The organism is Actinomadura rudentiformis, assembly GCF_008923185.1.
GTDB classification, from domain to species: Bacteria; Actinomycetota; Actinomycetes; order Streptosporangiales; family Streptosporangiaceae; genus Spirillospora; species Spirillospora rudentiformis.
This window is the reverse complement of the sequence record NZ_WBMT01000002.1, coordinates 566,105-591,670: the sequence shown is the minus strand read 5'-3', so window position 1 is coordinate 591,670 and position 25,566 is coordinate 566,105. Positions and strand designations below refer to the sequence as shown.

Below are 25,566 nucleotides of genomic sequence, written 5' to 3'. Positions count from 1 at the left end.
TGCTTCACGACCCGGTCGCGCGATCGCGTGCGGGGCCGGGTGTGTTCGGTGGGTGCGTGCCGGGGTCTCTGCGGAAGCTGTCAGTCGTCGAGGATTTCCAGGCGGCCTACCTTGAGGTGCTTGATCTCGACGGTGCCCGCCTCCAGGTGGTCGACGACGGCCTTCTTCACTACCAGTTTGCCGATGGCGACGGCTCCGATCGCGATCGCGCCCAGGGCCATGGAGCCCAGGGCCAGCGAGCCGAAGGCGTTGCCGAGACGGACCGTGAGGCCGGTTGCCGAGGCGCCCGTGGCCTCGACGCCTGTCGCCCGGGCGCCCACGCCGCGTTCGGTGCGCACCCACTGGAGTTCGGCCGCCTGGTCCTGTGTCGCCTGCCTGTCGGCCGCGGCTTTGTCGTTCGCGTCGCTGCTCATGCCCCGCAGCCTATTCGCCCGGATCAGCAGCGCTCCAGGAAGCCTTCCAGGGCTTGGTGGTCGGAACGGGAGACGGGCAGCTCGTACTCCTTGGCGACCGCGACGTACTTGACACCGTAGGTGCACTGGAAGGCTTTCTGCGGCTTCCATTCGCCCGGGCCCGAGTCGCTCTTCTGGCGGTTGGGCACCCCCCAGACTGCGAGGAGGTTGTCGTGGTCGTTGGCGAACTGCTCCCGCCGGTCCTCGGTCCAGCGTGACGCGCCCATCCGCCAGGCCAGTGCGAGCGGGTAGACGTGGTCGATCTGGACCTCGGCGGCGTCCGACTTGGAGAACGCGATCCGCTTTCCGCTGTACGGGTCGTTCAGCGTGCCTGACAGGACGACGCAGCGGCCGCGCTTGCGCACCTCGCGCAGGTCGCGGCTGAGCACGTCGTTGCGCTGGTCGCAGCCGTTGCGGTCGATGTCCTTCCAGCGGGTGCCGAAACGGTCGCGCTGGTAGCCGCTCCCGCGGAACTCGCCGGCCGTACGAAGGCTGTCGAGGTCTTTGCGGGCCTGCGTGACGCTGCGTTCGGCCGGGCGGGAGGCCTTCGGGGTGGGCCCGGGATCGGTGAGGCCGACCTCGCCTGTGCAGCCCGTGAGGAGGAACGCCGGGAGAACGAACGCCGAGAGAACGCCGATGCCCGTGCGCGTCATACCGTCACCCGTCCGTCGCCTTGGTGGCATATGCCCGCTTTGGAGAAAACAAACGGTGCCGAGGATACGGGCTTGTGCCGACAAAGACGTGCCACCTCTCCTTGATGGGCTCCATACGGCACGATGTTGCGCGTGCTGCACCTGAGAGCGATCGTTCCGGCGGACCGTACCGAAGAGGTCTGCGCCGCGCTGGCCGACAACCCCGGGGCGACGAACGTGGTGGTGATCCCTGGCGCCGCGCGGTCGCCCGAAGGGGACCTGGTCACCAGCGACATCGCCCGCGAGGCCGCCAACGAGATCATCAAATCCCTGCAGGACCTCGGCATCGAGCGTGAGGGTGCGATCGCGGTCGAGCAGATCGACCTCACGCTCGCCGACTCGGCGGACAAGGCCAAGAAGCTGGCGCCAGGGCACGGCGATGACGCGGTGGTGTGGGAGCAACTGCAGCACAACATCAAGGAGAACTCCGAGCTGACGTGGTCCTTCATCGTCTTCCTGGCCCTGGCCACCCAGCTGGCCGGCATCGCCGCCCTGATCGACTCACCGGTGCTGGTGATCGGCGCGATGGTGCTCGGACCGGAGTTCGCCGCGGTGGCCGCCATCTGTTACGGCCTGATCTTCCGGGGGCCGCAGATGGTGTGGACGGCCTCCCGGAACCTTGTGATCGGCTTCGTGGTCGCCATCCTGGTCACGTACGTGTGCGCCGAGGTCAGCCTCATGATCGATGTCATCCACCAGGGGATGCTGGACAAACCGCGGCCGCAGACCGCGTTCATCTACAGCCCGGACCGCTGGTCGTTCATCGTGGCACTGCTGGCGGGAGCCGCCGGGGTGCTGTCGCTCACCGCGGCCAAATCGTCCGCCCTGGTCGGGGTCTTCATCTCCGTCACCACCGTGCCGGCGGCGGGCAACCTCGCCGTGGCGATGGCCTTGTGGCACTGGGACGAGATCCGCGGCTCGCTGCTCCAGCTCGGGGTCAACATCCTCGGCATGGTCATCGCGGGCGTGGTGACGCTGATCGTCCAACGCGTGGTCTGGCGGGTGGTCCTCCGCAGGAGGGGGAGGGTAGCCGCAGGTCCTACAACCTGAGGGTGAGGTGCTGCGGCGTTCGAACCACTAGGTTCGTAAATATGCCGATCATCGCCACCCAAGGGCTGACGATGAGGTTCCCCAGGGTGACCGCTCTGGACGACCTCACGGTGGCCGTGGAGCCCGGCGTCGTGGGCTTGGTCGGTGCCAACGGCGCCGGCAAGTCGACGCTCATCCGGATCCTCCTCGGCCTGCAGCCGCCGAGCGCGGGCCACGCGACGGTCCTCGGTCTCGACATCGCCCGCGAGGGCGTGCAGATCCGCGAGCAGGTCGGGTTCATGCCGGAGTTCGACTGCCTGCCGCCGGACGTCTCGGCGACCGAGTTCGTCGTCCACATGGCCCGGATGTGCGGACTCCCGCCCACCGCCGCCCGCGAACGCGCCGCCGACACGCTGCGGCACGTGGGGCTGTACGAGGAGCGCTACCGGCCCATCGGGGGTTACTCGACGGGTATGAAGCAGCGGGTCAAGCTGGCCCAGGCCCTCGTGCACGACCCCAAGCTGGTCTTCCTGGACGAGCCGACCAACGGCCTGGATCCGGCGGGCCGCGACGAGATGCTGGAGCTCATCCGGCGGATCGGCGCCGAGTTCGGCATCAGCGTGCTGGTCACCTCGCACCTGCTGGGCGAGCTTGAGCGGATCTGCGACCACGTCGTGATCATCGATGGCGGGAAGCTGCTGCGCTCCCAGGCGGTCGAGGCGTACACCGCCGCCAGCGGCATGCTCACCGTCGAGGTGGAAGAGGGCCGCGACCTGCTCGGACAGCGGCTGTACGACCAGGGCGTGAGCGTCCATCCCGAGGGCCGTTTCCTGGTCATCGACATCGCCGGTGAGAGCACGTACGACCTGATCCGCGACGGCGTCGCCGATCTGGGGCTCCGCCTCGTCCGGCTGGAGCAGCGCCGCCACCACATCGAAGAGGTCTTCGCGACCTCACACACCGCACAACCGCCGCAGCCAGGCCAAGCCCAGCCCGCGGCTGTGGGCGCCTACGGACAACCACCCCCTCCGGCCATGCCAGGGCAGCCAACTGCGCCTGCCCAGCCGGACGCGTCAGGACAGCCTCAGCCTCCGCAAGATTCGTCGGCTACGGGACCTCAGGGGGCGCCGCGATGACGACGAGCACCATCCATGACATCGGGTACCGGCACTACGACGGTCGGCGCCTGGGGCGGGCGTACGTGTTGCGCTCGCAGTACGTGCACAATCTGCGCGCTGCGTTCGGGTTGGGCAGGCCCGCCCGTGCCAAGGTGATGCCGTTCCTGCTGAGCGCGGTCATGCTGCTGCCCGCGGCGGCCAGTGTCGCGATCCTCGGCTTCACCAAGGAGCCCAACGCGCTCATCCGCTACGCCGCGTACGCCTACACCATGCAGGTCGTGGTGGCGATCTTCCTGGCCACGCAGGCACCCGTGATCGCCTCGCGGGAGCTGCGGTTCCACTCCGTGCCGCTCTACTTCTCACGGCCGGTCGGTCACCTCGACTTCGTGCTGGCCAAGTTCGGCGCGTTCGTCACTGCGCTCTTCATCCTGCTGGCGGTCCCGGTCACGCTGTTGTACGTGGGCGCACTGGTCACCCGGCCCGACAAGATGAAGCCGGTGATGGAGGTGGTGGAGGGCGAGAACGGGGAGATGGTGACCGGGAGGGTCCAGAAACCCGACAGCCTCGTCGAGCACACCCTGCACTATTTCGGCGGGCTTGCCGGATGCCTGCTCTTCGCGCTGGTGCTGGCCGCGATCGGGCTGGTCATCGCGGCGTTCACGACGCGCCGCGGGCTGGGGGTGGCGGCGGTCATCGCGGTCTACATGATCAGCAGCACGATCGTGGTCATCGTTCAGGGGATCGCCGAGACGGAGGCCAACAACTTCACCGTCTCCGGGTGGGCGGGCCTGTTCTCGCCGTTCAACCTGGTCGACATCGTCCAGGTGCGATTGCTCGGCGCGCAGCTGACCGCGCCCGCCGCGCCGTCCGGGGTGGTGGGAGGGCTGGCCGCGCTGGCGGTCTGCGCCGCCCTGGTGGCCGGCTCGATCGCGGTCCTGTACCGCCGGTTCCGGAAGGCGGGTCTCTCGTGAGCGTCCTGCGGTTGGAGAACGTGTCCCGCTGGTACGGGAACGTGGTCGCGGTCAACGGGGTCTCGATGGACATCGGCCCCGGCGTCACCGGCCTGCTCGGCCCCAACGGCGCGGGCAAGTCGACCATCATCCACATGATGGGCGGCTTCCTGCCCCCGTCCTCGGGAACGGTCGAGCTGGACGGCGCGCCGCTCTGGCAGAACCCGGAGATCTACCGCCATGTCGGGCTGGTGCCCGAACGTGAGACGGCGTATGACTTCCTCACCGGCAAACAGTTCATCGTCGCGATGGCCAAGCTGCACAAGCTCGCCGACCCCGGCGCGGCGGCCCGGCGCGCGATCTCCCAGGTCGAGATGGAGTACGCGCAGGACCGCACGATCGGCAACTACTCCAAGGGCATGAAGCAGCGCATCAAGATGGCCTCCGCGCTGGTGCACGACCCGCCCGTCCTGCTCCTGGACGAGCCGTTCAACGGCATGGACCCGCGGCAGCGCATCCAGCTGATGGACCTCATCCGCCGGATGGCCGCCGAGGGACGCACGATCCTGTTCAGCTCGCACATCCTCGAAGAGGTCGAGCGGCTGGCCAGCCACATCGAGGTGATCGTGGCGGGCCGGCACGCGGCGTCCGGCGACTTCCGGGCCATCCGGCGCCTCATGACCGACCGCCCGCACATCTTCCTCGTCCGCTCCACCGACGATCGGAAGCTCGCCGCCGCGATCATCGCGGACGGCTCCGCGAGCAGTGTCCAGCTCACCGAGAAGGGCCTGCAGATCGAGGCGACCGACTTCCAGCGCTTCACCTGGTTTCTCCCGCAGGTGGCCCGCGACGCCAAGGTGCGCCTCTGGGAGGTCTCGCCCGCCGACGAGTCACTCGAAAGCGTCTTCTCCTACCTGGTGGCCCGATGAACTCCACAATCGCGATGATCACGTTCCGCGCCATGCTGGGCCGCAAGCGGGCACTGCTGCTGTTCGTCCTGCCGTTCATCATGCTGGTGCTGGCCATCGGGCTGAAGGTGACCGGCTACGCGGACCTGGACGTCTCGTCGAACGTGCTGCACAGGTTCGGCCTGTCCACGTTGCTGCCCCTGCTCGCGCTGATCGCGGGCACGGGCGTGATCGGGCCGGAGATCGACGACGGCCAGGTCATGTACGTGCTCACCAAGCCGATCCCGCGCCAGGTGATCATCTTCACCAAGCTCGTGGTGGCGATCGTCCTGATCGTGCTGTTCGCCGTCGTCCCCACCCTGCTGGCCGGTCTGATCATGAGCGGGACCACCGCCCAGGTCACCCCGGCCCTGACCGTCGGCGTCCTGCTCGGCGGCATCGCCTACGCCGCCGTCTTCGTCGCCCTGGGCGTGATCAGCCGCAACGCCGTCACGATCGGCCTGATCTACGTGCTGGTCTGGGAGATCCTCCTGGGCAACTTCGCCCCGGGCGCCAAGTCGGCTTCCATCCAGCAGTGGTCCCTCTCCGTCGCCGACAAGCTCACCGAGGCCTCACAGATCAAGTCCACCGTCGATCTTCCGATCGCCGTGCTCCTGCTGGTCGTCATCACCGCCGCCGGCACCGCCCTGGCCACCGTCCGTCTCCGCTCTCTCTCGGTCGCCAGCGCCGAATGACCGCGTCAGTTGGGGCTGATGACGGCATGGTCGCCGTCCGGTTCGTAGACGACGATCTGGACGACCGGGAGGCCTCCGGCCTGGGGGTACCTGCCGCGGGAGGGCGGGCCTGCGACGAAGAGCCGGGTCGCCTCGCCCTTGCGGCGGGCCTCCTGGTTGCCGAGCTCGCCGACCATCTTGAGGCTGGCGATGCCGGGGCCGGCGGTGGCCAGGAGATGCCAGCGTTTCTGTGAACGCCACCAGACGGCGCCCGCGAGGGTGTCGGTCGAGGCGGAGTAGTCGCCGTTGGTGCTGCCCCGATCGGCCATGAGGCGGCCCTCGTCGGAGATCAGCGCGGTCATCCCGGGGGTGCCCCACGGGACGGAGACGTCGATCGAGATCAGGCTCGCGTGGCCGCCCTTGTCGGGCAGGGAGCCGGACCACAGGCGGCCGATGCGTAGATCTCCGGCTTCGGCCAGGGCGATCCCGGCGCCGCAGGACAGTGCGTGGATCGCGGTCCACTGGGCCGGGTCGCCGGTGAATCCGGTGTCATCACGGGCCGGATCGGGGTCGCGGAACCAGATCAGCGGGGTGGCGAACTCGGGGTTGTGACTGGCGAACTGCGATATCGATCCGGTGCCCTTGTGGCGCATGCGGAAGACGACGTACGACTGGCAGTCGGGATTGAACCATCGCCAGTTCAGCGGATCGCTCACGCCGTCGCGGACCTTGATGGGATGCCACGCGGGGGTGGGTGCCTTGGGGAGCGCCACCGAGAGGTCGCTGAGCCAGGGCGGGACGAGGTAGCGCCAGGTCGTCCCGAGCATGATCAGCTGGCCGGAGTCGTTGCCCAGCCGGCGGATCGACTCGACGCCCCGGGACAGCGGGCGTTCGAAGTACTGGGCGACCATCGGAGAGTCCCGCGTCCCGGGTGTGTCGTGCATCACGACGATGGTCACCCCGTCCACGGTGCCCGCGTACATGATCGAGACGCGGCCGAGCGGTGGATCGCGGCGGTCGTCGCGCCAGGCCGAGGCCGCGCGGCGCAGGAGAGCACGGTCGCCGCGCAGCTCTCCCTGGGTGGGCCAGTCGTCGAGGCTGGGCACGGCGTGCCGGTTCCAGCGATCATCGCCGACCGTGATCGGGTCACCCGGGCGGCCGGCGTTCCGCCAGCGCTCGTACGCGGTGGACCCGGAGGCGATGAGCACGACGGCCGCGAGGACGAGCGCGATCCGGGCCGTCATGGGAAGGGACGGCGGCGGCCGGAGGCGTACGAGGGTGGGGTCGAAGGCCTGGAGCTCGGCCTGCTGGGCGGCTGGGTCGAGATCGGTTCGATCGTCGAGGTCGGCGCAGGTGCGGTCGATGTCCCAGGCGCTCACCAGAAGGTGTTCGCCCAGTTCGGCTGCCACTTCGGGGGAGGTCAGGCCTTCGAGCCGGATGAGCAGGTAGACCAGCCGTTCGTGGGGGGACGAACGCTGGAGGATCGTGCGGAGGGGAGTGGCCGCGGTGGCCGCGGGCTCGAAGAGCAGACGGCGGAGCAGGGGACGCCGGAGGTGGGGCGGCTGCGTGAGGAGTTCGAGAGTCAGGCGGCGGCGGAGGTGCGAGTAGGAGGCCCCCGGGCCTGCCCGCGCGGAGTGCCGCACGGCGCGGCGGGCGGTCGCGAGCACGGTCTCGGGCGGCGTGGTGCCATCGTCGAGCGCCAGGTACGCCAGCCGTACCAGATCGGCATAGCGGCGCCGCATCGTCACCAGGATCGCCGTTCGCACCGGGTCACCTCCGCGTGCGCGAGCCTGCCTCCAATTGTGGACGTGTCGGATAACAGCCGTATAGCGGCCAAGCGCCAGCTTGGTCTTTCACGGGGCGGGGAAGGCCGTCAGATCCGGCGCAGGCGGATGCGTTCCACCGAGTGATCGCGACCCTTGTGGAGGACGAGGGTCGCGCGGGCACGGGTCGGCAGGATGTTGGAGACCAGGTTGATCTCGTTGATGTCCCGCCAGACGCGCTGGGCGAACGCGGCGGCCTCGTCCTCGTCCAGCTGCGCGTACTTGTGGAAGTACGAGCGGGGGTCGGTGAACGCCGTGCGGCGCAGGGCGAACAGGCGTTCCACGTACCACTGGCGGATGTCCTCGACCCGCGCGTCCACATAGATCGAGAAGTCGAAGAAGTCGGAGACGCCGAGCGATCCGGCGGGCGGGGCCTGGAGCACGTTGAGACCCTCGACGATGAGGATGTCCGGGCGGCGCACGGTCTGCCGGGCGCCGGGCACGATGTCGTACTCCAGATGGGAGTAGATCGGGATCGACGCCTCCTCCGCGCCCGCCTTGATCGAGGAGACGAAGCGGACCAGGGCGCGCCGGTCGTAGGACTCGGGAAAACCCTTCCGGTCCATGATCCCGCGTTCGGCCAGCACGGCGTTCGGATGCAGGAAGCTGTCGGTCGTGACGAGCTCCACGCTCGGGTGCTCGGGCCAGCGCGCCAGCAGCGTCCGCAACAGCCGCGAGGTGGTCGACTTGCCCACCGCGACGCTGCCCGCCACGCCGATGATGAACGGGGTCGGCTGGACCGGCTCGCCGAGGAAACCGCTGACGGTGTCGCGCAGGCCGCCGTCGGACAGGAAGAAGAGGTTGAGGAGCCGCGAGAGCGGCAGGTAGACCTCTTCGACCTCGGTGATGTCGATCGGGTCCTTCAGCCCGCGCAGGGCGTCCAGCTCGCCGGGCGTCAGGGGCAGCGGCGTGTTCTCACGCAGCCCCAGCCAAGCCTCCCGCGAGAGTTCCACATAGGGGCTCGGCACGCCGTCCCATCCGCTCGTCATGGCTGAACAGTAACCACCGGGTCATCTGAGATCAGCTGGACGTACGGTTTCCCGATCGCCGTTCACACTGGAGGGACGGCCGCAAAGCCCTTGCAGGTAGGCGCGGGCGCGGCCCGGCGTGTCGCGCCGGGGGACGGCAGGCGCCCTGCCGCAGGTGGCCAGCGCGCGCGTGGGGGCCGGACACCGAATAGGCTTGCCGCCATGTGCGGAATCGTGGGGTACGTGGGCTCGAAGCAGGCCGTCGAGGTCGTGATGGAGGGACTGGCCCGGCTGGAGTACCGCGGCTATGACTCGGCCGGGGTCGCTCTGGTGTCCGACGGGGAACTGTCGACGGCCAAGCGCGCGGGCAAGCTCGTCAACCTGCGCAACCTCCTGGAGGAGGAGGCGCCGCCGGCGGGCACGCTCGGAATGGGGCACACCCGGTGGGCCACCCACGGGCCGCCCAACGACCGCAACGCGCACCCGCACACCGACTGCTCCGGGTCGGTCGCGGTGATCCACAACGGCATCATCGAGAACTTCGCCACCCTCCGCGCGGAGCTGGAGGAGCGGGGCCACGGGCTGGCCTCCGACACCGACACCGAGACCGTCGCGCACCTCCTGGAGGAGGAGCTGAAGGGCGGCATCGGCCTGGCCGAGGCGCTGCGCCGGGTGTGCCGCCGCCTGGAGGGCGCCTTCACGCTGGTCGCGGTGCACGCCTCGGACCCCGAGCTGGTGGTCGGCGCGCGCCGCAACTCGCCGCTGGTGGTCGGGCTGGGCGACGGCGAGAACTTCCTCGCCAGTGACGTCGCCGCGTTCATCGCGCACACCCGCAACGCCATGGAGCTCGGCCAGGACCAGGTCGTCGAGCTGCGCCGGGACGGCGTGACGGTCACCGACTTCGACGGCAAGCCCGCCGAGGTGAAGGAGTACCACGTCGACTGGGACGTGTCCGCCGCCGAGAAGGGCGGCTACGACTACTTCATGCTCAAGGAGATCGCCGAGCAGCCCCGCGCGGTCGCCGACACCCTGCTCGGCCGCATCGGCGCCGACGGCCGGCTCACGCTCGACGAGATGCGCATCACCGACCAGGAGCTGCGCGAGGTCGACAAGATCATCATCGTCGCCTGCGGTACCTCGTACCACGCCGGACTGATCGCCAAGTACGCCATCGAGCACTGGGCCGGGCTGCCCTGCGAGGTCGAGCTGGCCAGCGAGTTCCGCTACCGGGACCCGATCCTGAGCCGGACCACCCTGGTCATCGCGATCTCGCAGTCCGGCGAGACGATGGACGCGCTCATGGCCGTCCGGCACGCCCGCGAGCAGCGGGCCAAGCTGCTGGGCATCTGCAACGTCAACGGCTCGACGCTGCCGCGCGAGTGCGACGGCGTCCTCTACACGCACGCCGGGCCCGAGATCGCGGTCGCCTCCACCAAGGCGTTCCTGACCCAGCTCGTCGCCGTCTACCTGATCGCGCTCTACATCGCGCAGGTGCGCGGCACCAAGTGGGGCGACGAGGTCTTCGCCATGATCCAGCTCCTGGAGCGGATGCCGGAGAAGGTGGAGAAGGTGCTGGAGACCATGGAGCCGGTGCGCGCGCTGGCCCGGTCGCTGGCCGACGAGCGCAGCGTGCTGTTCCTGGGCCGCCACGTGGGCTTCCCGGTCGCGCTGGAGGGCGCGCTCAAGCTCAAGGAGCTGGCCTACATGCACGCCGAGGGGTTCGCCGCCGGCGAGCTCAAGCACGGCCCGATCGCGCTGATCGAGGAGGGCCTGCCGGTGATCGTGGTGGTGCCGCCGCGCGCCCGCGACGTGCTGCACGACAAGATCGTCTCCAATATCCAGGAGATCCGTGCCCGTGGCGCCCGCACGATCGTGATCGCCGAAGAGGGGGACCACTCGGTCGATCCCTACGCCGACACACTGATCAGCGTGCCCGCCGTACCGACCCTGCTTCAGCCCCTGGTGACCACCGTGCCGCTCCAGGTCTTCGCCTGCGAGCTCGCCACCGCCAAGGGCCACGACGTCGACCAGCCCCGCAACCTGGCCAAGTCCGTCACGGTCGAATAACGGCCTGAACCTCCCGGAACCGCCCGCGTCCGTCCCCGCGTCGGAAGGGGATAGTCATCGCGCGGGAGGTGGCCGGGTGGCCGAACCGAACGCCGTGCCGCGGCAGGAGCTGATCTCCACGGCATGGACCGAGCCCAGCAGCCCATATCAAGCGCCGGGCAGCCCTGGTGGGACGCCGGGCAGCCCTCATTGGGCGCCGGTCGGTCCCCATGGGGCACCGGGCGGCCCCGATGGGGGCGAGCACGGGATCGAGGCACGCGGGGTGTTCCGCGCGTTCGGGACGGTGCCCGCCCTGCGGGGGCTTGATCTGACCGTCCCGTACGGTCAGGTGACCGCTCTCGTGGGGGCCAACGGGGCGGGCAAGACCACCCTGCTGCTCATCCTGGCGACGCTGCTCGCCCCGGACGCGGGCCGGATCAGCGTGGCGGGCCACGACCTGAGCACGCATCCCGAGCAGGCGCGGTCCGCGCTCGGCTGGATGCCGGACACGTTCGGGGTGTACGACCAGCTCACGGTCGACGAATACCTGGCGTTCTTCGCCGACGCGTACCGGCTGCCCAAGGGCGAGAAGCCGCGCCGGGTCCGGGCGCTGCTGTCGCTCGTTCACCTGGAAGACCAGCTCGGGCGGCCCGTCCATGGGCTGTCGCGCGGGCAGAAGCAGCGGCTGGGCGTGGCCCGCGCGCTGGTGCACCGGCCCCGGGTGCTGTTGCTGGACGAGCCCGCCTCCGGGCTCGATCCCCGTTCGCGCGTCGAGCTGCGTGACCTGCTCCGCTCGCTGGCCGCCGAGGGCGTGGCCGTCCTCGTGTCGAGCCACATTCTCAGCGAGCTGGAGGAGATCGCCGACCGGGTGGTGCTGGTCGACCACGGCCAGACCGTGGGCGAGCACCGGATGGCCGACCTCGTCGCGTCCGGCCCCAACGGGATGGGACGCGCGCGCTGGCGCATCAGAGCGATGGAGGGGGACGGCCTCGCGGCGCGGCTGGCCGCCCGGCCCGGGCTCGGCGAGGTCGGCGACCTGCCGGGCGGTGCGGAGGTCGGTCCGCTGACGGAGAACGAGGCGGCCGATCTGCTCGCGGCGCTGATCGCCGAGGGTGTGCGCGTGGTCGCGTTCGGGCCGGTCGGGAGCGCGCTGGAGTCGGCGTACCTGGCCATGACCGAGAACATGACGCAGAGCCGGAGATAGCAACGATGACAGCGCACGGAATCAGCCTGGTGGCACGGCAGGAGATCCGCACGCGGCTGCGGACCGGTCGCTGGAAGGTGCTCCTGCTGGTGTGGTTCGTCGTCGTGAACGGTTTCGCCCTGCTCTTCCGGCTGGCGCTGGAGAGCTCCGCGGGCTTCGACTGGGACGTCGAAGAGGGCGTCATCATGTTCGGCGGTGTGCTGCTGGCGGTGCTGGTCCTCACGTTGCTGGTCACCCCGGCTTTGAGCGCGCAGACGATCAACGGGGACCGGGAGCGCGGCACGCTCGCCACGCTCCAGGTCACGCGGTTGACGGCGGGCGAGATCGCGCTGGGGAAGCTGGCCGCGGCGTGGGGGACCGGGCTGGTCGTGCTGGGGCTCACCTTGCCGTCGTTGTTCCTGCCGGTCGTCGAGGGCGCGATCGGCATCGGGCGCTTCGTGGTCGTGGTGATCGTGGTGGCCCTGCTCGTCGGCATCGTCTGCGCGATCTCGCAGGGCTGGTCTGCGCTGCTGGCGCGGAGCATCACCTCGGTGCTGATGTCGTACATGACGGTGTTCGGGTTGCTGGTGGTCACCCCGCTCCTGTTCACGCTGGCGGTGCCGCTGACGGCCCAGCCGGTGGACGGCAGGTACCGGTCATACTCCGAGGAGCACACCGAGTACGTGTGGTGGCTGCTCGCGCCCAACCCGGTCGTGATCCTGGCCGACGCGACGCCGAGGCTGCCCGAACGGGGCGTGGACCACATCGGCCGCAGTGCCGCGGACGCCGACCCGCTCGGTGACATCGGGCGGTCGGTACGGGACGCCCGCGCCGGGGACGATGGCGACGAGGAGTCCGTGGGGCCGGTCTGGCCGTACGGGCTGGGGTTCAACCTGGTGCTGGCGGGCGGTGCCGTATGGGTGAGCGCGCGGCGGCTGCGGGCCCCGGCGCGCACCCTTCCCGAGGGCATCCGGGTGGCCTGAACAGGGCGTCCGTGCACCGCGAGCGCGATCACAATCGGATGACGTGCCTGTTCGCGGACTGTCTCATGTGGTGAATGGTCGGTAAATTCCCGGAGAACGTTGACCTGACGAAGGGAAGTCCGGGATGGATCGGCGTCATTTCCTGGCCGGTGGAGCGACCGTGGCCGCCGGAGCGGCGCTGACGGCGGGACCGTTCCAGGGTGTCCTCGCGCACACGGAGCGAGCGGAAAAGGTGAGCAACGGCGGCGCGCCCGCGCGGGGCCGCGGCTACGGGCCACTCCGCCCTGTGCGCGACCTGAGGGACGGCGAGGTCCGGCTTCACCTGCCTCAGGGATTCCGCTACCGCTCGTTCAACCCGGCGGGCTCCACACTGAGCGACGGCACCGTGACCCCCGGCAAGCACGACGGCATGGCCGCCTTCCGCGGCAGCCGCGGCTCGGTGATCCTGGTCCGCAACCACGAGGTGAACGGGCCGGTCGGCGCGTTCGGCGACCCGGCCAAGGTGTACGACTCCGCCGCGGGCGGCGGCACCTGCACGCTGCGCGTCACCCCGTACGGCGAAGTGCTGGACTCCCGCGTCAGCCTGGGCGGCACCCAGATGAACTGCTCGGGCGGCCCGATGCCGTGGGGCAGCTGGCTCACCTGCGAGGAGACGATCAACGGCCCGGACGTGGGCAACGACTTCTCCGGCGGCGACAACAGCAAGCTCAAGCAGAAGCACGGCTACCTCTTCGAGGTCCCGACGCGCGGCCGGGTCACGCCGCGCCCGATCCGCAACGCGGGCCGCTTCGCACACGAGTCGGCCGTCTGCGACCCGCGGACGGGCGCCATCTACATGACCGAGGACAACTTCAACTTCGCCTCGGGCTTCTACCGCTACCTGCCGCCGAAGAACCCCCTCCGCACCGGCCGGCTCCTCGACGGCGGCCGTCTCCAGATGCTCGCGGTGAAGGGCCGCCCCGGGGCCGACCTCTCACTGGGCCAGCCCAGGAACGCGGTGTACGAGACGACGTGGGTCGACATCGACGACCCGGACCCCACGTTCACCGGCAAGCCGAGCAACGACGAGGCGATCCAGGCGGTCGGCAAGCAGGGCCGTGCCGGCGGCGGCGCACTCTTCTCCCGGCTGGAGGGCGCGATCTACGCCCACGGCGTGGTCTACTTCGTCTCCACGCAGGGCGGAGCACGGGTCACCGAGCCGGCGCCTTCGGGCTTCGGTGACGGCCGGGGCCAGGTCTGGGCGTACGACACGCGCAGCGGCAGGCTCCGCCTCGTCGTGGAGTCACCCGGCGCCACCTGGCTCGACCTGCCCGACAACATCACCCACAGCAGGCGCGGCGCCCTCGTCCTCTGCGAGGACGGCGAGGGCGACAACTACCTGCGGGGCCTCACGCAGCGCGGGAACCTCTTCGACTTCGGCCGCCTGGAGCCCGTCAAGGAGGACACGGGCGCCGAGTTCGCCGGCTCCACGTTCTCCCCGGACGGCAGGACGCTCTTCGTCAACATCCAGTCGAAGGTCGGCATGAGCTTCGCGATCTGGGGCCCCTGGCACCACGGCCCCTTCTGATCAACCGCCTTGCCTGGGAACGAAGCGGTGCCGACCACGCGCCTGGCCGGCACCCTTCCGTCAGGTCGGGGTCATTCGATCAGGACAGGTCGAATCCGCCTGCCCTCGCTCGGGCGGTGAACGCCCTCCATTCGGTGGGGCCGAAGGTGAGCATCGGACCGTTCCCACCGTGCGTGCTGTCGCGTATCCCGATCGCCGGACCGATCGGGCCGGCGAGCCGGGCGATCTCCACGCACGTGCCGTTCGCCACGCTGTGCGCGCTCGTCCGCCAGTGGGCCGGGGATGTCGAGTCGGGCCGCATCCCACCTCCTTCTGGAGCATGGTTGGGAGGTAACCGGCGTCGTTGCCACACCATGTTGTACCCCATGGCCGGAAAGATCACCTGGACAGAGGTGGCCAATGTACGGCGACGGGGCGCCGCCGGAAGTCTTCTCCGGCGAGCGCCCCGGCGTGGGTGGCGGGTGGTGTCAGCGCGACAGGTCGAGCTCCCCGCTCTTGATCCGATCGGTGAACGTACGCCATTCCCCGGGTGAGAAGAGCAACACAGGGCTGGCCTCGCCGTGCTTGGCGTCGCGCGCGGCGATGGTACCTGGGGCATAGGCGCCTGCGATTTCCACGCAGGTACCGTTGGCAGCGCAACGGCTGCCCTTCCGCCAGGAGATCGGATCGTTTTCAGCGGAGGTCACGAGACGTCCTTTGGGTGAGATAGGTTAGCGACAGATTTCTTATCGCCAGAGCCCGAGTGACGCCGCAATGAACCGTTTGGAATCCGCGTAGTCCAAGGCGGAGTCGCATAGAGCCTGGTAGGCGAGACGATACATGTGCGTGGTCATCTCGTCCTCAAAATGGCTCACCGCCAGGCTCTCCGTGTGCACGACATCGGGAAAGATCACGTCGTGTACAGGGGCGAATTCAAGGAGTATGAAAGATCCCTCCATCACCGGATGGGCGCCTTCCAGGGGCAGCACTCGAAGACGTACATTGTTGAGTTCTGTGATGGCGAGCAAGTGTTCAATTTGGCCCCGCATTACCGATGTGCCACCGACCCGCCGTCGGAGCACCGATTCGTCGATGACCACCGACAGTTCGGCGGGGCGGGGGGACTGCCGCAGGATCTCCTGACGGCGCATCCGCACCTCGATCCGGCGGTCGATCTCACGGGGTGGAATGGTGGCGATCGCATTCCAGCCGGAGATGACCTCGCGGGCGTACTCCTCGGTCTGCAGCAGGCCCGGCATCGTGTGGGTCTCCCACTGTTTGATCGAGTTGGCCTCGGCCTCCATCGCGATGAAGTCCGGATAGCCGCCGATCAGATCGCGGTACTCCTCCCACCAGCCCTTCTCCGCCGCGTCCTCCGCGAGCGCGATGAGCTCGTCGTGGTGCTGCCCGTTCACCTGGTAGAGACGCAGGAGCCGGCGGACGTCGGAGATCCGGGCGCCGGTGCGCGCGTTCTCGATCCGGGACACCTTCGCCGTGCTCCACGACAGCTCGGCTGCGACGTCGTCTCCCGTCAGCCGCCGCTCCTCGCGGAGCCTGCGGAGCTCGGCCGCCAGGCGCCGCTGCCGGACGGAAGGACGTGGGGATGCGCTCATGGCTGCGGCCTCTCCCGCCCAACGGGTTGCTTTGTGCGCAGTCTGCCCCGGGAGGGGGGCGACGACGCAAGCCGGGTGGCGATGTTTCTACGGCGCCGAAGGATTCGTCACCGTACATGACACTGTAACTTGCACAGCAACCTACAGATGTTCACAATCTAACCAAGCGGCCGATCATCAGAACGGCCGGGTGTTCGACGGGGTCACAAGCCCGGTCGGACGAAGGCGGGCAACGGCGCCTCGCCGGGTCATCCGAGATCACAACCATGTGGTCTTCCCTCGAAGGTTGCCGGCCGACCGGCCGGAGAATGGAGGGGTCCGGTGGACAATCTCCCGCTGCACCGGAGCATCTTGGCCGTCGACATGGAACGCTCGACGAGTCCGCTCCGGACCAACCCGATCAAAGGCGAGCTGCGCGGGCACGTCTACCGCATGCTGGACCAGGCCATGGCCCGCGCCGGCATCGGCCCGCGGCAGCGCGATCCGTTCGAGGACCGCGGCGACGGGGTGCTCGCGCTGATCCAGCCCGACGACGGCGTCCCCAAGACCTACCTGCTGAGCCGCCTCATCCCCGAGCTCGCCCGCCAGCTGGTCGACTACAACCTGGGCCTTCCGCCCGACGAACGGCCGCGCCGTGGCCTCCGCCTCCGCGCCGTCGTCCACGCCGGGGAGATCCACCGCGACGCGTACGGCTACTTCGGCGAGGCCCTCGACGTCGCCTGCCGCCTCCTCGACGCCAGAGCCCTCAAGAAGTGCCTCGAATCCGTACCGGCACCGCTCGTCCTGGTCGTCTCCGAGGACATCTACCAGACCATCGTCAAACACGGTTACGACGGCATCTCCCCGGAGACCTACCACCCCGACGTCGGCGTCAAAGTGGCGGGCCGCCGCCGCCAAGGCTGGGTTCACGTCCCCACCGAGGCCCTGAAACTCATCCCTCAGGACCCGCACACCTTCACCGGCCTCGACCACACCGCCGCCTAGCACCGGGACGTGAGAATGGGCTTCGCGGGCCTGCTATTCCTCGTCCGCCGTATTCAGTGAAGGTCGAGATCTCCGGCTTTGATTCTCCTGAATAGGGCGCGCACCTCGGGCTGTGTGAATGTCAGGACTGGGCTTTCCTGGCCGAGCACGCTGTCCCGCGCCCCAGCTGTTCCCAAGGCGAAGCTCGCCATTTCCACGCACCCATTGCTCGCCTGGCAGGCTCTGCTCTTCTTCCACGGGGTGAGCTGCTTCGCAGCTCTAGAACCTCTGTTGGAAAAGGCAGAAGGAGAAAGGGCGTTGGCAGCCGCCACTTCATCACCCCTTGATGCTGTGGGAAGGCGGCTGCCATCCCGGGCCTCAGCCGGGACGGAGTGCCCGGACGAAGGGAGACTGGCAGGTTACGGTGGCGTAGGGATAGCGCTTTTGCCGAAACGTTATTTCCGGTAGGCCGAATACATGCCCCCCACTGCTGGGACGTCCCGTTCAGGCTGTGGGTGGGCGGATCAAGTAGGCCTTGGTCCCGGGACGAAACGCTTGGGCGAGAAGTGCCCGTATGGGAGGAGTGTCTGGGTGGACGGTAGTGGCTATGGCTCACCAGGGACAGCATTGTGCGGAAGGTGGCTGAAATAACATTTCCGCCGCTTCATATGCCGAAGGCAGGCTGGAGTTCAGGCCGCAGTTATGGGGATCGGCTGGCCGTGACCCGCTGGGACGTGCAGCCACCCGTGGCGGGTAAGTCCGCAGACGTGAACCTCGACGGCGCGGTGGTAGGACTCGGGGGAGATGCCATCGTATCCGTGAATGACGATCGACTCGTAGATCTGCTGTGAGACGACCAGGACGAGCGGAGTCGTGGTCTCCCGCAGGAGTTCTCGGACCACGTCGGAGTCCAGAAGTCGGATGGCCGCGTCCAGTTCGGTGCCGAAAAGGCCGTGATCGTCACAGAGGAGATCACCGGCGTGGACCACCGCGCGCATCCTCAACTGGCGAAGCGCACGTTCCGCTACGGGCAGTGCGTCATTGTAATCGACAAGCAATCTCGTCAATTCGGGGATCAGCGGCACAAGGAGCCGCGACTTCGGGACTTCGTCGACCGGGTGCACGAGAACGAGCACACCATCGCCACGGTCCGCGATCGGTTCGCAATAATGTTCGTCGATGCCGGCAGCCCTCATCGCCTCTCGAAGTACGTGGTAGAGCTCGCGGCGCTGCTCCACCTTGATGAGGTTGTTCCGGGCGGACGAACGTTCGAGGTCCAGTGCCAGAATGCTGCGGTGAAGGGGCCCGCGAAGGCTGCCGCTCAAGGTGTCCCTCTCAATCGGCCGGTCGGATCCCGGCCCGTCCCCGGTTGAAGAAGGTCGCCACAGGTGGAGGTCATCGCCACAGTCGTGGCGTGGCCCGGTAACCGCCTCGTTGCTGTACGCGGGCACCGCTCGCGTGATGCGTCCCGGAGTTTCCAGGACGTCCGTACTCCCCTTACTGTCTTATATGCCTCATAAAACGCGGTCGTGCAACATGCACGGCCTCATGCAGTCAACGGGTCCAGCAGAACCTATCTCGACGGTTACATTCGGTCTTGAAGTCCACGTCTCCAAGGACTCACACGTACCGCTGGTGGTGGCATAATCTAAAGACTGCAACGTGCAGCGTCAGTTGCAGAGTAAGACGACTCAACAGATTCCATACGACCAGACAAGTCGACAACCGGTGGCCGGCGTCCATTGTCGGCCGGATCTCCATGGAGTCCGGGATGCCCACGGCGCGAGCTTCGACCGTTCGTCAGCGGCGGCTGGGCGTTGCCTTGCGACGACTCCGCGAGGAAGTCGAGTTGAGCACGGATGACGTCGGATGGCGGCTGGGCTGGTCGGCCTCCAAGGTGAGCCGCATCGAGACGGCGCGCATCGGGGTCCGGGAGTCCGACCTCAAGCGCATGCTCAAGCTGTACGGGGCGACGGAGCGGATCCGTGGGGAGTTGCTCGCACTGGCGGAGGCAGCGAGCAAAAAGGGCTGGTGGGGCGACTATCCGGAACTGCGAGACGACCAGGCCGCGTACATCGCGCTGGAGGACGAAGCCGACTCGGTGCTGGCGTTCGAGAGCCAGGTCGTCAACGGTCTCCTGCAGACCGAGGGCTATGCCCGTCGCCTCATTCTCGGCTGGGACGAAGTCATGCCGCGCCCACCCGCAGCCATCGAGCGCTACGTGCAGGTCCGCCTCCGGCGCCAGCAGCTGATCGAGCCGCCGCGTTCGCTGCCGCTGACCGTCGTGCTCGACGAAGCCGTCCTACTGCGCCGTGTGGGTGACAACGGCGTTATGCGTCAGCAATTGGAACGGCTGGTGGAATTGGCTGCGTTGCCCAATGTTGATCTCTTGGTCCTGCCTCTGGACGCGGATCACGGTGCAGGCTTGAGCACGTTCATCCTCCTGGAATACGCCCCCGCGTATGAGGTCCAATTCCCGGCGATGGTCCACATAGAGAGCCGGACATCCAGCCAGATCCAGGACGAGACCCTGGCTCACGAATATCGGCGCGAGTTCCAGTGGTTGGTCGAACGCAGCCTCGATGCGCAGCAATCGATCGAATTCATCCATCGGGTCAACGCGGAGCGATGGGCGGGTTGAGGCTCGCGTGGCAGGGTGGGGTTCGTGATCGTGGGTGTGGGGATCGATGTGGTGGACATCGCTCGGTTCGAGCGGTCGCTGGAGCGGACGCCGGGGTTGTTGACGCGGCTCTTCACCGAGGGGGAGCGGGGGTTGCCGGGGCGGTCGCTGGCGGCCCGGTTCGCGGCCAAGGAGGCGCTGGCCAAGGCACTGGGCGCGCCGCGCGGGCTCTTGTGGACCGACGCGGAGGTGCGGCGGGAGGACAGCGGGAGGCCCACGCTGCATGTGGCCGGGACGGTGGCGGCGGCCGCGGCTGAGCGTGGGGTGGCGCGGTGGCATATCTCGCTCAGCCACGACGGGGGCATCGCCACGGCGGTCGTGATCGCTGAAGGGGAGTGTGGATGAGGTACGCGCACGAGGTCGGCAAGGTACGCGCGGCCGAGCAGGCGCTGATGGCGCGGCTGCCGGAGGGCACGCTGATGCAGCGGGCGGCGGCGGGGCTGGCTGCCGTCTGCGCCGGGTTGCTGCCGCGGGTGTACGGGGCGGATGTCGTCCTGCTCGTGGGGGGCGGGGACAACGGGGGCGACGCTCTGTACGCCGGGGCATTGCTGGCTCGGCGGGGCGCCCGGGTGACCGGTGTGGCGGCCGGTTCGAAGATCCATGAGGCGGGGCTGGCCGCGTTGCGGGGAGCGGGTGGGCGGCTGGCGGAGGACGCCGGGATCGAAGATGCCGATCTCGTCGTTGACGGGTTGACCGGGATCGGTGGGACCGGGGGACTGCGGGAGCCGTACGCGGAATTGGCGCGGCGGGCCTCGGAGGCCAACGGGATGGTCGTGGCCTGCGATGTGCCCAGCGGGGTCGACGCCAGCAGCGGACGGGTGGAGGGCGTCGCCGTACGGGCGGATGTGACCGTCACGTTCGGGACCCACAAGCCCGGATTGTTGATCGATCCGGGGGCGGCGTTCTGCGGAGTCGTGGAGCTTGTCGATATCGGGCTGGATCTGCCTGATCCGGATGTCGTCGCGGCCTGGCCGGTGGACATCGCGCCGCCCGAGCCGGGGCCGGAGTCCGACAAGTACCGCCGGGGCGTGGTCGGGATCTTGGCCGGCAGCGATGAGTTCACCGGTGCCGCGGTGCTGAGCGTGGGCGGGGCGGTGCGCGGGGGCGCGGGGATGGTCCGGTTCGCGTCCGTGCCGCACGCCGTGGAGGTGGTGCGGCATCGGTGGCCCGAGGTCGTGACGGCGGTGATCCGGCCCCGGGACGGCGTGGACCAGGTCGGGCGGGTGCAGGCCTGGGTGGTGGGGCCGGGGCTGGGGACCGGCGCGGACGGTGAGGCGCTGGTCGAGGCGGCGCTGAGCACCGATCTGCCCGTGCTGGTGGACGCGGACGGGCTGACGATCCTGGCGCGGCGACGGGATCTGCTGCGGCGGGAGGCGCCGACCGTCCTCACGCCTCATGCCGGGGAGTTGTCCCGGCTGCTCGATGTGGAGCGGGAGATCATCGAGGCGCGGCGGCTGGAGCATGTCCGGCGGGCGGCGGCGGAGCTGTCCGCGATCGTGCTGCTGAAGGGATCGACGACTCTGGTCGCCGAGGAGGACCGTCCGGTACGGGTCAATCCGACGGGCACGCCGCGGCTCGCCACGGCGGGGACCGGGGACGTGCTGTCCGGGCTGATCGGGGCGTTGCTGGCGGGCGGGATGCAGGCGCTGGACGCGGCGGCGGCAGGGGCCTACCTGCACGGGCTGGCCGCGCGGCTCTCCTCGGACGGAGCGCCGATCAGCGCGTTCGATGTCGTCTCCGCGCTTCCCGACGCCTTCCGAAGCCTGGCCGAATGAACCCTCCAGCGGGCGATTGCGTCCAAGTGGGTAAGGAACGTCATAGGCGTTCACGGGGATCGTGTGGTCGGGGCAGCGGGGGAATGCAGCCCATCCACTGTCTGTGGACCGGCACACTGGGTAACTATGAGGAGTCCAGCGCAGGCGCGCATCGATCTCGCCGCCATCAGCCACAACGTCTCGCTGCTGCGGGAACGGGCAGGCGGCGCCGAGGTCATGGCCATGGTCAAGGCGGAGGCGTACGGCCACGGGCTGGTGCCCACCGCCCGTGCGGCGCTGGCGGGCGGAGCCACCTGGCTGGGGGTCGCCAAGCTCGCTGAGGCGCTGGAGCTGCGGCGGGCAGGGGTCACCGGGGTACGGACGCTGGTCTGCCTGGGGGTGCCTGGCGAGCCGTACGACGAGGCGATCGCGCTGGACGTCGATCTGACCGCGGGCACGCCCTCGCTGGTCGAGGAGATCGCCGCGGCGGCCGAACGCGCCGGGAGGCCCGCGAGGCTGCAGCTCGAGGCCGACACCGGGATGGGCCGCGGCGGTTCGACCCCGGCGGACTGGGCCGCGCTCGTGGACGCCGCGCTCAAGGCCGAGGCCGCGGGGCACCTGCGGGTCGTGGGGCTCCACTCGCACTTCGCCTGCGCGGACGACCCCGGGCATCCCTCGATCGCGAGCCAGATCGAGGTCTTCAAGGAGCTCGTCGAGCACGCCGAGAAGGCGGGGATCCGGCCGGAGGTCAGGCATCTGTCCAACTCGGCCGCCATCCTGACATTGCCGGAGGCCCGTTTTGATCTTGTGCGGCCGGGCATCGCCATGTACGGGCTGACGCCCGTGCCGGCGCTCGGTACGTTCGGGTTGCGGCCGGCCATGACGCTCACCGCCGACACGGCCGTGGTGAAGCGGGCTCCGGCGGGCAGCGGCGTCTCGTACGGCCACACCTACGTCACCGACCGGGAGACCAACCTCGCGCTGGTACCGGCCGGTTACGGCGACGGGATCCCCCGGCACGGCTCCAACCTGCTGGAGGTGTTCGCGGGCGGCCGCCGTCGCCGGATCGCCGGGCGGGTCTGCATGGACCAGTTCGTCATCGACCTGGGGGACGACACGCTGTCCGCCGGGGACGAGATCATCTTGTTCGGCCCGGGGGACCGGGGCGAGCCCACCGCACAGGAGTGGGCGGACACGCTCGGCACGATCTCGTATGAGATCGTCACCCGCATCGGGACGCGGGTGCCCCGGGTGTACGAGGACGGCGCATCGCAAGGCGCACCGTAAGAGGCAGGGCAGAAAATGGACAGCAGGAACAAGCGCAGGATCGGCGTCGCCGGCGCCGTGGCGGGCATCGGCGCGGCCGGTGTGGGCGCCGCGGTCGGGCTGCGGCAGCTGGCGGTCGGCCGCGTCCGGCTGCGTCCTGACCCGGACGCGGGTGAGCCGTTCGGCGAGTTGCGCGGCCGGGAGCTGACGGTGCTGGCCGACGACGGCCTGCCGCTGCACGTCGAGATCGACGGCCCGGACGACGCACCGCTGACCGTGGTGTTCTGCCACGGCTACACGCTCAACCAGGACTCCTGGCATTACCAGCGGCGCGATCTGGCGGCGAAGGGCACGAAGCTGCGGATGGTCTTCTGGGACCAGCGCAGTCACGGCCGCTCGGGGCGCAGCAAGCCCACGCACGCCACGATCGACCAGACCGGCGCCGACCTGCACGCGGTGCTGCGCGCGACCGTCCGCCCGAACGAGCCCGTCGTGCTCGTCGGCCATTCCATGGGCGGCATGTCGATCATGGCGTTGGCGGCGGCCCGTCCGAAGCTGTTCGGGAGCCAGATCAAGGCCGTGGCGCTGGTCAACACCTCCTCCGGCGAGCTCGCCGAGCTGACGCTCGGCCTGCCGCTCGTGCTGGCCAAGGTGATCCGGCCGCTGGCCTCGGGCACCCTGCGCGGCCTCGGCCGCCGCGCGGCGATCGTGGACCGGGCGCGGGTGTACGGGTCGGACATCGCCTTCATGGTCACCCGCCGGATGGCGTTCGCCGACAAGCACGTCAGCCCGACCGTGGTGGACTTCCTCGAGCAGATGATCAGAACGACCCCGATCGACGTGATCGCGGAGTTCTACCCGTCGCTGGTCTCCCACGACAAGGCGGCCGCCATGGAGACGATCTCCAAGATCCCCGCGCTCGTCCTGGTCGGTGGCGCGGACCGGCTGACGCCGCCCGAGCACGGCCGCCGCATCGCCGAGCTCCATCCCGACGCGGAGCTGGTCGAGGTCGGCGACGCCGGCCACGTCCTGCCGCTCGAATACCCGGGCGTGGTCACCGGTGGCCTGCGCCGTCTGGTCGAACGAGTCCTGCCCCGTCGCGAGGAGCGCACCGCGTGAGTGAGGCTGTGAACCTGATCGTGCCCACCGCCGAGGACATGCGGGACCTGGGGCTCCGGCTGGCCGGGCTGGTGCGGGCCGGGGACCTGCTGGTGCTCACCGGCGACCTCGGCGCCGGCAAGACGACGCTCACGCAGGGGATCGGGGAGGGGCTCAAGGTGCGCGGGCCGATCACCTCGCCGACGTTCGTGATCGCGCGGGTGCATCCCTCGCTGTGCGGCGGGCCGCCGCTGGTGCATGTGGACGCCTACCGGCTGGGGGGTTTCGCCGAGCTCGACGATCTCGACCTGGACGCGTCGGTGGCGGAGTCGGTCACGATCGTGGAATGGGGCGAGGGTCTGGCGGAAGGCCTGACCGAAGATCGACTAGAAGTGATCATTTCTCGCGGGCGTGACGAGGGGCCCGAGGAACGGTCGGTGACCATCACCGGTGTCGGCGCGCGATGGTCCGACCTGCGCGACGATCTGGCCTGATGTGGCCTGGCGCGATCTGAGAAACACTCGCGATTTTCCGTAAGTGGGACCGGGCAACTTTACGGTCATATGTCGTACTCTTTGCCGGAACGAACCACACCTTCGCGACATAGCACCTTTCCTCGGGCGGGAGTGGGACCGGTGAGTGGGAATCATCGCAGCGGGAATCACCGCACCGACGGCGCGGACAGCGGGGCGTACCGCCATGTCGGCCTCGGCCCACGCCCTCCGGCGGGGAGCGGCGGCTACCCGGCGCGCGATTCCGGCCCCCGCCGCCCCATCCGCGACACCGGTCCCGGCGCCCCCCGCGACACCGGCGGCGGCTCCGTCCACGGCTCGGGCTCTGGCCCGGTCCACGGCTCTGGCCCCGGCCCCGTTCACGGCTCTGGGCCTGGCCCGGTCCAGGGTTCCGGCTATGGCACCGGGCCCGGTTCTGGCCACGGCACTGGGCCTGGTTCCGTTCACGGCTCTGGGCCTGGTTACATCCGCGACACCGGCCCCAGCGCGATGCGTGAGACCGGTCCCCGGCCCATGCGCGACGTCGGCTCCCGCCGTACCGGCAGCGGAAGCCACCGCGTCGTGCGGAAGAAGCAGTCGAGCCGCCGCTGGGCCTTCGTCCTGGCGGGCGTGGTGGCCGGCTCCGCGGCCTGCGTGCTGGGCGCGTTCGTGATCATGGGCGGGTCCGGCGTGGGGGACCGCGCGCACACCGGCGGTGAGGTCGCCAACAGCGGCGCGGCCGACAACACACCCCAGACCACGGGCGAACGGTCGCTCGTGCCCGACGCGTGCCAGCTGGTCGGCAACGACCTGGCGGGCAGGCTCGCCCCCAACGCCGACCGCACCCAGGCCGACAACTACCAGAGCAACGACCGGCAGAACCAGTGCGTCTGGGGCGCCTACACCGGTGACCGCAAGCGCCAGCTGACCCTGGAGCTGCGCGCGATCGCCGCGTCGGGCGACAAGAGCGCGACCGACGCCGCCCGCGCCTCGTTCGAGGCCGAGCGCACCGCGGACGAGTCTGGAAAGGCCCTGCTCGCGGCCCAGGAGCTGACCGAGAAGCGCCGCCTCACCGACATCGGCGACGACGGCTACGTCGTCTACAGCGTGAACGACAGCCAGGGGTCGAGCGAGGCCATCGCCAACGTCCGCGTCGTCAACGTGCTGGTGACGATCCACTACTCGGGCTCCAACAAGGGATCTCCGCTGAGTGAGTCCACCGCCATCGACGGCGCTCTGGAAGCCGCGAAGAGCGCCGTCACCGGCCTCAACTCCAGCTGAACGGGGTCC

At 69.3% G+C, this 25,566-nt stretch carries 26 protein-coding genes; 17 read left to right on the top strand and 9 right to left on the bottom strand.

What is annotated here, in order from left to right; all coding sequences use genetic code 11:
• Positions 1 to 80 precede the first annotated feature (80 nt).
• Complete coding sequence (locus tag F8566_RS06210; RefSeq protein ID WP_151558898.1) at positions 81 to 413, bottom strand: hypothetical protein; 333 nt, start codon at positions 411 to 413, stop codon at positions 81 to 83.
• Between the two features lie 23 nt (positions 414 to 436).
• A complete protein-coding gene (locus F8566_RS06205; RefSeq protein ID WP_151558896.1) occupies positions 437 to 1,105 on the bottom strand; it encodes an HNH endonuclease family protein in 669 nt (222 codons plus the stop codon).
• Positions 1,106 to 1,237: 132 nt separating this feature from the next.
• On the opposite strand from F8566_RS06205, the gene F8566_RS06200 reads away from it, so the two are divergent.
• The 5 genes from F8566_RS06200 to F8566_RS06180 are packed head-to-tail and all read left to right on the top strand — an operon-like array spanning position 1,238 to position 5,883.
• Positions 1,238 to 2,194, top strand: coding sequence for a DUF389 domain-containing protein (locus tag F8566_RS06200; protein ID WP_151558894.1), 957 nt, complete (start codon positions 1,238 to 1,240; stop codon positions 2,192 to 2,194).
• 41 nt (positions 2,195 to 2,235) lie between these two features.
• The gene (locus tag F8566_RS06195) at positions 2,236 to 3,309 is read left to right on the top strand and encodes an ABC transporter ATP-binding protein (protein ID WP_192809537.1); all 1,074 of its coding nucleotides are present in this window, start codon (positions 2,236 to 2,238) and stop codon (positions 3,307 to 3,309) included.
• A complete protein-coding gene (locus tag F8566_RS06190) occupies positions 3,306 to 4,262 on the top strand; it encodes an ABC transporter permease (RefSeq protein WP_151558892.1) in 957 nt (318 codons plus the stop codon). The genes F8566_RS06195 and F8566_RS06190 overlap by 4 nt, the downstream gene beginning before the upstream one ends.
• The gene (locus tag F8566_RS06185) at positions 4,259 to 5,170 is read left to right on the top strand and encodes an ABC transporter ATP-binding protein (RefSeq protein WP_151558890.1); all 912 of its coding nucleotides are present in this window, start codon (positions 4,259 to 4,261) and stop codon (positions 5,168 to 5,170) included. Before F8566_RS06190 ends, F8566_RS06185 begins: the two co-directional genes overlap by 4 nt.
• Positions 5,167 to 5,883, top strand: a complete 717-nt coding sequence (locus F8566_RS06180) for an ABC transporter permease (RefSeq protein WP_151558888.1) — start codon at positions 5,167 to 5,169, stop codon at positions 5,881 to 5,883. The genes F8566_RS06185 and F8566_RS06180 overlap by 4 nt, the downstream gene beginning before the upstream one ends.
• A gap of 5 nt (positions 5,884 to 5,888) precedes the next feature.
• Here the strand turns inward: F8566_RS06180 and F8566_RS06175 are convergent, their stop codons facing one another.
• Positions 5,889 to 7,628, bottom strand: coding sequence for an RNA polymerase sigma factor sigma-70 region 4 domain-containing protein (locus F8566_RS06175; protein WP_151558886.1), 1,740 nt, complete (start codon positions 7,626 to 7,628; stop codon positions 5,889 to 5,891).
• Between the two features lie 107 nt (positions 7,629 to 7,735).
• The gene (gene coaA / locus F8566_RS06170) at positions 7,736 to 8,674 is read right to left on the bottom strand and encodes a type I pantothenate kinase (RefSeq protein ID WP_192809536.1); all 939 of its coding nucleotides are present in this window, start codon (positions 8,672 to 8,674) and stop codon (positions 7,736 to 7,738) included.
• 201 nt (positions 8,675 to 8,875) lie between these two features.
• On the opposite strand from coaA, the gene glmS reads away from it, so the two are divergent.
• The 4 genes from glmS (at position 8,876) to F8566_RS06150 (ending at position 14,432) form a co-directional block, all read left to right on the top strand.
• The gene (gene glmS, locus F8566_RS06165; RefSeq protein ID WP_151558884.1) at positions 8,876 to 10,720 is read left to right on the top strand and encodes a glutamine--fructose-6-phosphate transaminase (isomerizing); all 1,845 of its coding nucleotides are present in this window, start codon (positions 8,876 to 8,878) and stop codon (positions 10,718 to 10,720) included.
• 76 nt (positions 10,721 to 10,796) lie between these two features.
• On the top strand, positions 10,797 to 11,903 hold the full coding sequence (locus F8566_RS06160) for an ABC transporter ATP-binding protein (RefSeq protein WP_225992908.1): 1,107 nt from the start codon (positions 10,797 to 10,799) through the stop codon (positions 11,901 to 11,903).
• 5 nt (positions 11,904 to 11,908) lie between these two features.
• Complete coding sequence (locus F8566_RS06155) at positions 11,909 to 12,865, top strand: ABC transporter permease (protein WP_151558882.1); 957 nt, start codon at positions 11,909 to 11,911, stop codon at positions 12,863 to 12,865.
• Positions 12,866 to 12,989: 124 nt separating this feature from the next.
• Complete coding sequence (locus F8566_RS06150) at positions 12,990 to 14,432, top strand: alkaline phosphatase PhoX (RefSeq protein ID WP_151558880.1); 1,443 nt, start codon at positions 12,990 to 12,992, stop codon at positions 14,430 to 14,432.
• A 79-nt stretch (positions 14,433 to 14,511) separates the two neighbouring features.
• Here F8566_RS06150 and F8566_RS06145 read toward each other — a convergent pair whose 3' ends face one another.
• The 3 genes from F8566_RS06145 to F8566_RS06135 all read right to left on the bottom strand — a co-directional run bounded on the left by F8566_RS06145 (position 14,512) and on the right by F8566_RS06135 (position 16,024).
• The gene (locus F8566_RS06145; RefSeq protein ID WP_151558878.1) at positions 14,512 to 14,733 is read right to left on the bottom strand and encodes a DUF397 domain-containing protein; all 222 of its coding nucleotides are present in this window, start codon (positions 14,731 to 14,733) and stop codon (positions 14,512 to 14,514) included.
• Positions 14,734 to 14,899: 166 nt separating this feature from the next.
• A complete protein-coding gene (locus F8566_RS06140; protein ID WP_151558876.1) occupies positions 14,900 to 15,118 on the bottom strand; it encodes a DUF397 domain-containing protein in 219 nt (72 codons plus the stop codon).
• Positions 15,119 to 15,157: 39 nt separating this feature from the next.
• Positions 15,158 to 16,024, bottom strand: coding sequence for a helix-turn-helix domain-containing protein (locus F8566_RS06135; RefSeq protein ID WP_151558874.1), 867 nt, complete (start codon positions 16,022 to 16,024; stop codon positions 15,158 to 15,160).
• A gap of 321 nt (positions 16,025 to 16,345) precedes the next feature.
• On the opposite strand from F8566_RS06135, the gene F8566_RS06130 reads away from it, so the two are divergent.
• Complete coding sequence (locus tag F8566_RS06130; protein WP_151558872.1) at positions 16,346 to 17,008, top strand: hypothetical protein; 663 nt, start codon at positions 16,346 to 16,348, stop codon at positions 17,006 to 17,008.
• 53 nt (positions 17,009 to 17,061) lie between these two features.
• On the opposite strand, the gene F8566_RS52820 is transcribed toward F8566_RS06130, so the two are convergent.
• Together F8566_RS52820 and F8566_RS06120 are read right to left on the bottom strand one after the other, a co-directional pair.
• Positions 17,062 to 17,319 carry a DUF397 domain-containing protein gene (locus tag F8566_RS52820; protein ID WP_151558870.1) on the bottom strand — a complete coding sequence of 86 codons (258 nt, stop codon included), beginning with the start codon at positions 17,317 to 17,319 and terminating at the stop codon, positions 17,062 to 17,064.
• A gap of 357 nt (positions 17,320 to 17,676) precedes the next feature.
• Positions 17,677 to 18,312 carry a hypothetical protein gene (locus F8566_RS06120; protein ID WP_151558868.1) on the bottom strand — a complete coding sequence of 212 codons (636 nt, stop codon included), beginning with the start codon at positions 18,310 to 18,312 and terminating at the stop codon, positions 17,677 to 17,679.
• A gap of 446 nt (positions 18,313 to 18,758) precedes the next feature.
• On the opposite strand from F8566_RS06120, the gene F8566_RS06115 reads away from it, so the two are divergent.
• The 7 genes from F8566_RS06115 to F8566_RS06085 all read left to right on the top strand — a co-directional run bounded on the left by F8566_RS06115 (position 18,759) and on the right by F8566_RS06085 (position 25,557).
• The gene (locus F8566_RS06115) at positions 18,759 to 19,628 is read left to right on the top strand and encodes a helix-turn-helix domain-containing protein (RefSeq protein ID WP_151558866.1); all 870 of its coding nucleotides are present in this window, start codon (positions 18,759 to 18,761) and stop codon (positions 19,626 to 19,628) included.
• A gap of 24 nt (positions 19,629 to 19,652) precedes the next feature.
• Positions 19,653 to 20,012, top strand: coding sequence for a holo-ACP synthase (locus F8566_RS06110; RefSeq protein WP_151558864.1), 360 nt, complete (start codon positions 19,653 to 19,655; stop codon positions 20,010 to 20,012).
• Positions 20,009 to 21,442 (top strand): NAD(P)H-hydrate dehydratase, encoded by a 1,434-nt coding sequence (locus F8566_RS06105; RefSeq protein WP_151558862.1) that lies wholly within the window; start codon positions 20,009 to 20,011, stop codon positions 21,440 to 21,442. The genes F8566_RS06110 and F8566_RS06105 overlap by 4 nt, the downstream gene beginning before the upstream one ends.
• Before the next feature lie 126 nt (positions 21,443 to 21,568).
• Entirely contained in the window at positions 21,569 to 22,708 is a 1,140-nt protein-coding gene (gene alr / locus F8566_RS06100) for an alanine racemase (protein ID WP_151558860.1), read from the top strand.
• 15 nt (positions 22,709 to 22,723) lie between these two features.
• Complete coding sequence (locus tag F8566_RS06095; RefSeq protein ID WP_151558858.1) at positions 22,724 to 23,806, top strand: alpha/beta fold hydrolase; 1,083 nt, start codon at positions 22,724 to 22,726, stop codon at positions 23,804 to 23,806.
• Positions 23,803 to 24,279, top strand: a complete 477-nt coding sequence (gene tsaE, locus F8566_RS06090; RefSeq protein ID WP_264159290.1) for a tRNA (adenosine(37)-N6)-threonylcarbamoyltransferase complex ATPase subunit type 1 TsaE — start codon at positions 23,803 to 23,805, stop codon at positions 24,277 to 24,279. Before F8566_RS06095 ends, tsaE begins: the two co-directional genes overlap by 4 nt.
• A gap of 141 nt (positions 24,280 to 24,420) precedes the next feature.
• Positions 24,421 to 25,557, top strand: a complete 1,137-nt coding sequence (locus F8566_RS06085) for a hypothetical protein (RefSeq protein ID WP_151558856.1) — start codon at positions 24,421 to 24,423, stop codon at positions 25,555 to 25,557.
• Positions 25,558 to 25,566: the final 9 nt, after the last annotated feature.

Excerpts from the sequence above, each read along its gene's own strand:
- F8566_RS06115 (WP_151558866.1), top strand. The coding sequence starts at position 18,759 with ATGCCCACGGCGCGAGCTTCGACCGTTCGTCAGCGGCGGCTGGGCGTT.
- F8566_RS06180 (WP_151558888.1), top strand. The coding sequence starts at position 5,167 with ATGAACTCCACAATCGCGATGATCACGTTCCGCGCCATGCTGGGCCGC.
- F8566_RS06145 (WP_151558878.1), bottom strand. The coding sequence starts at position 14,733 with ATGCGGCCCGACTCGACATCCCCGGCCCACTGGCGGACGAGCGCGCAC.
- F8566_RS06190 (WP_151558892.1), top strand. The coding sequence starts at position 3,306 with ATGACGACGAGCACCATCCATGACATCGGGTACCGGCACTACGACGGT.
- F8566_RS06150 (WP_151558880.1), top strand. The coding sequence starts at position 12,990 with ATGGATCGGCGTCATTTCCTGGCCGGTGGAGCGACCGTGGCCGCCGGA.
- alr (WP_151558860.1), top strand. The coding sequence starts at position 21,569 with ATGAGGAGTCCAGCGCAGGCGCGCATCGATCTCGCCGCCATCAGCCAC.
- F8566_RS06155 (WP_151558882.1), top strand. The coding sequence starts at position 11,909 with ATGACAGCGCACGGAATCAGCCTGGTGGCACGGCAGGAGATCCGCACG.
- coaA (WP_192809536.1), bottom strand. The coding sequence starts at position 8,674 with ATGACGAGCGGATGGGACGGCGTGCCGAGCCCCTATGTGGAACTCTCG.
- F8566_RS06205 (WP_151558896.1), bottom strand. The coding sequence starts at position 1,105 with ATGACGCGCACGGGCATCGGCGTTCTCTCGGCGTTCGTTCTCCCGGCG.
- F8566_RS06095 (WP_151558858.1), top strand. The coding sequence starts at position 22,724 with ATGGACAGCAGGAACAAGCGCAGGATCGGCGTCGCCGGCGCCGTGGCG.
- F8566_RS06195 (WP_192809537.1), top strand. The coding sequence starts at position 2,236 with ATGCCGATCATCGCCACCCAAGGGCTGACGATGAGGTTCCCCAGGGTG.
- F8566_RS06135 (WP_151558874.1), bottom strand. The coding sequence starts at position 16,024 with ATGAGCGCATCCCCACGTCCTTCCGTCCGGCAGCGGCGCCTGGCGGCC.
- glmS (WP_151558884.1), top strand. The coding sequence starts at position 8,876 with ATGTGCGGAATCGTGGGGTACGTGGGCTCGAAGCAGGCCGTCGAGGTC.
- F8566_RS06210 (WP_151558898.1), bottom strand. The coding sequence starts at position 413 with ATGAGCAGCGACGCGAACGACAAAGCCGCGGCCGACAGGCAGGCGACA.
- F8566_RS06105 (WP_151558862.1), top strand. The coding sequence starts at position 20,009 with ATGAGGTACGCGCACGAGGTCGGCAAGGTACGCGCGGCCGAGCAGGCG.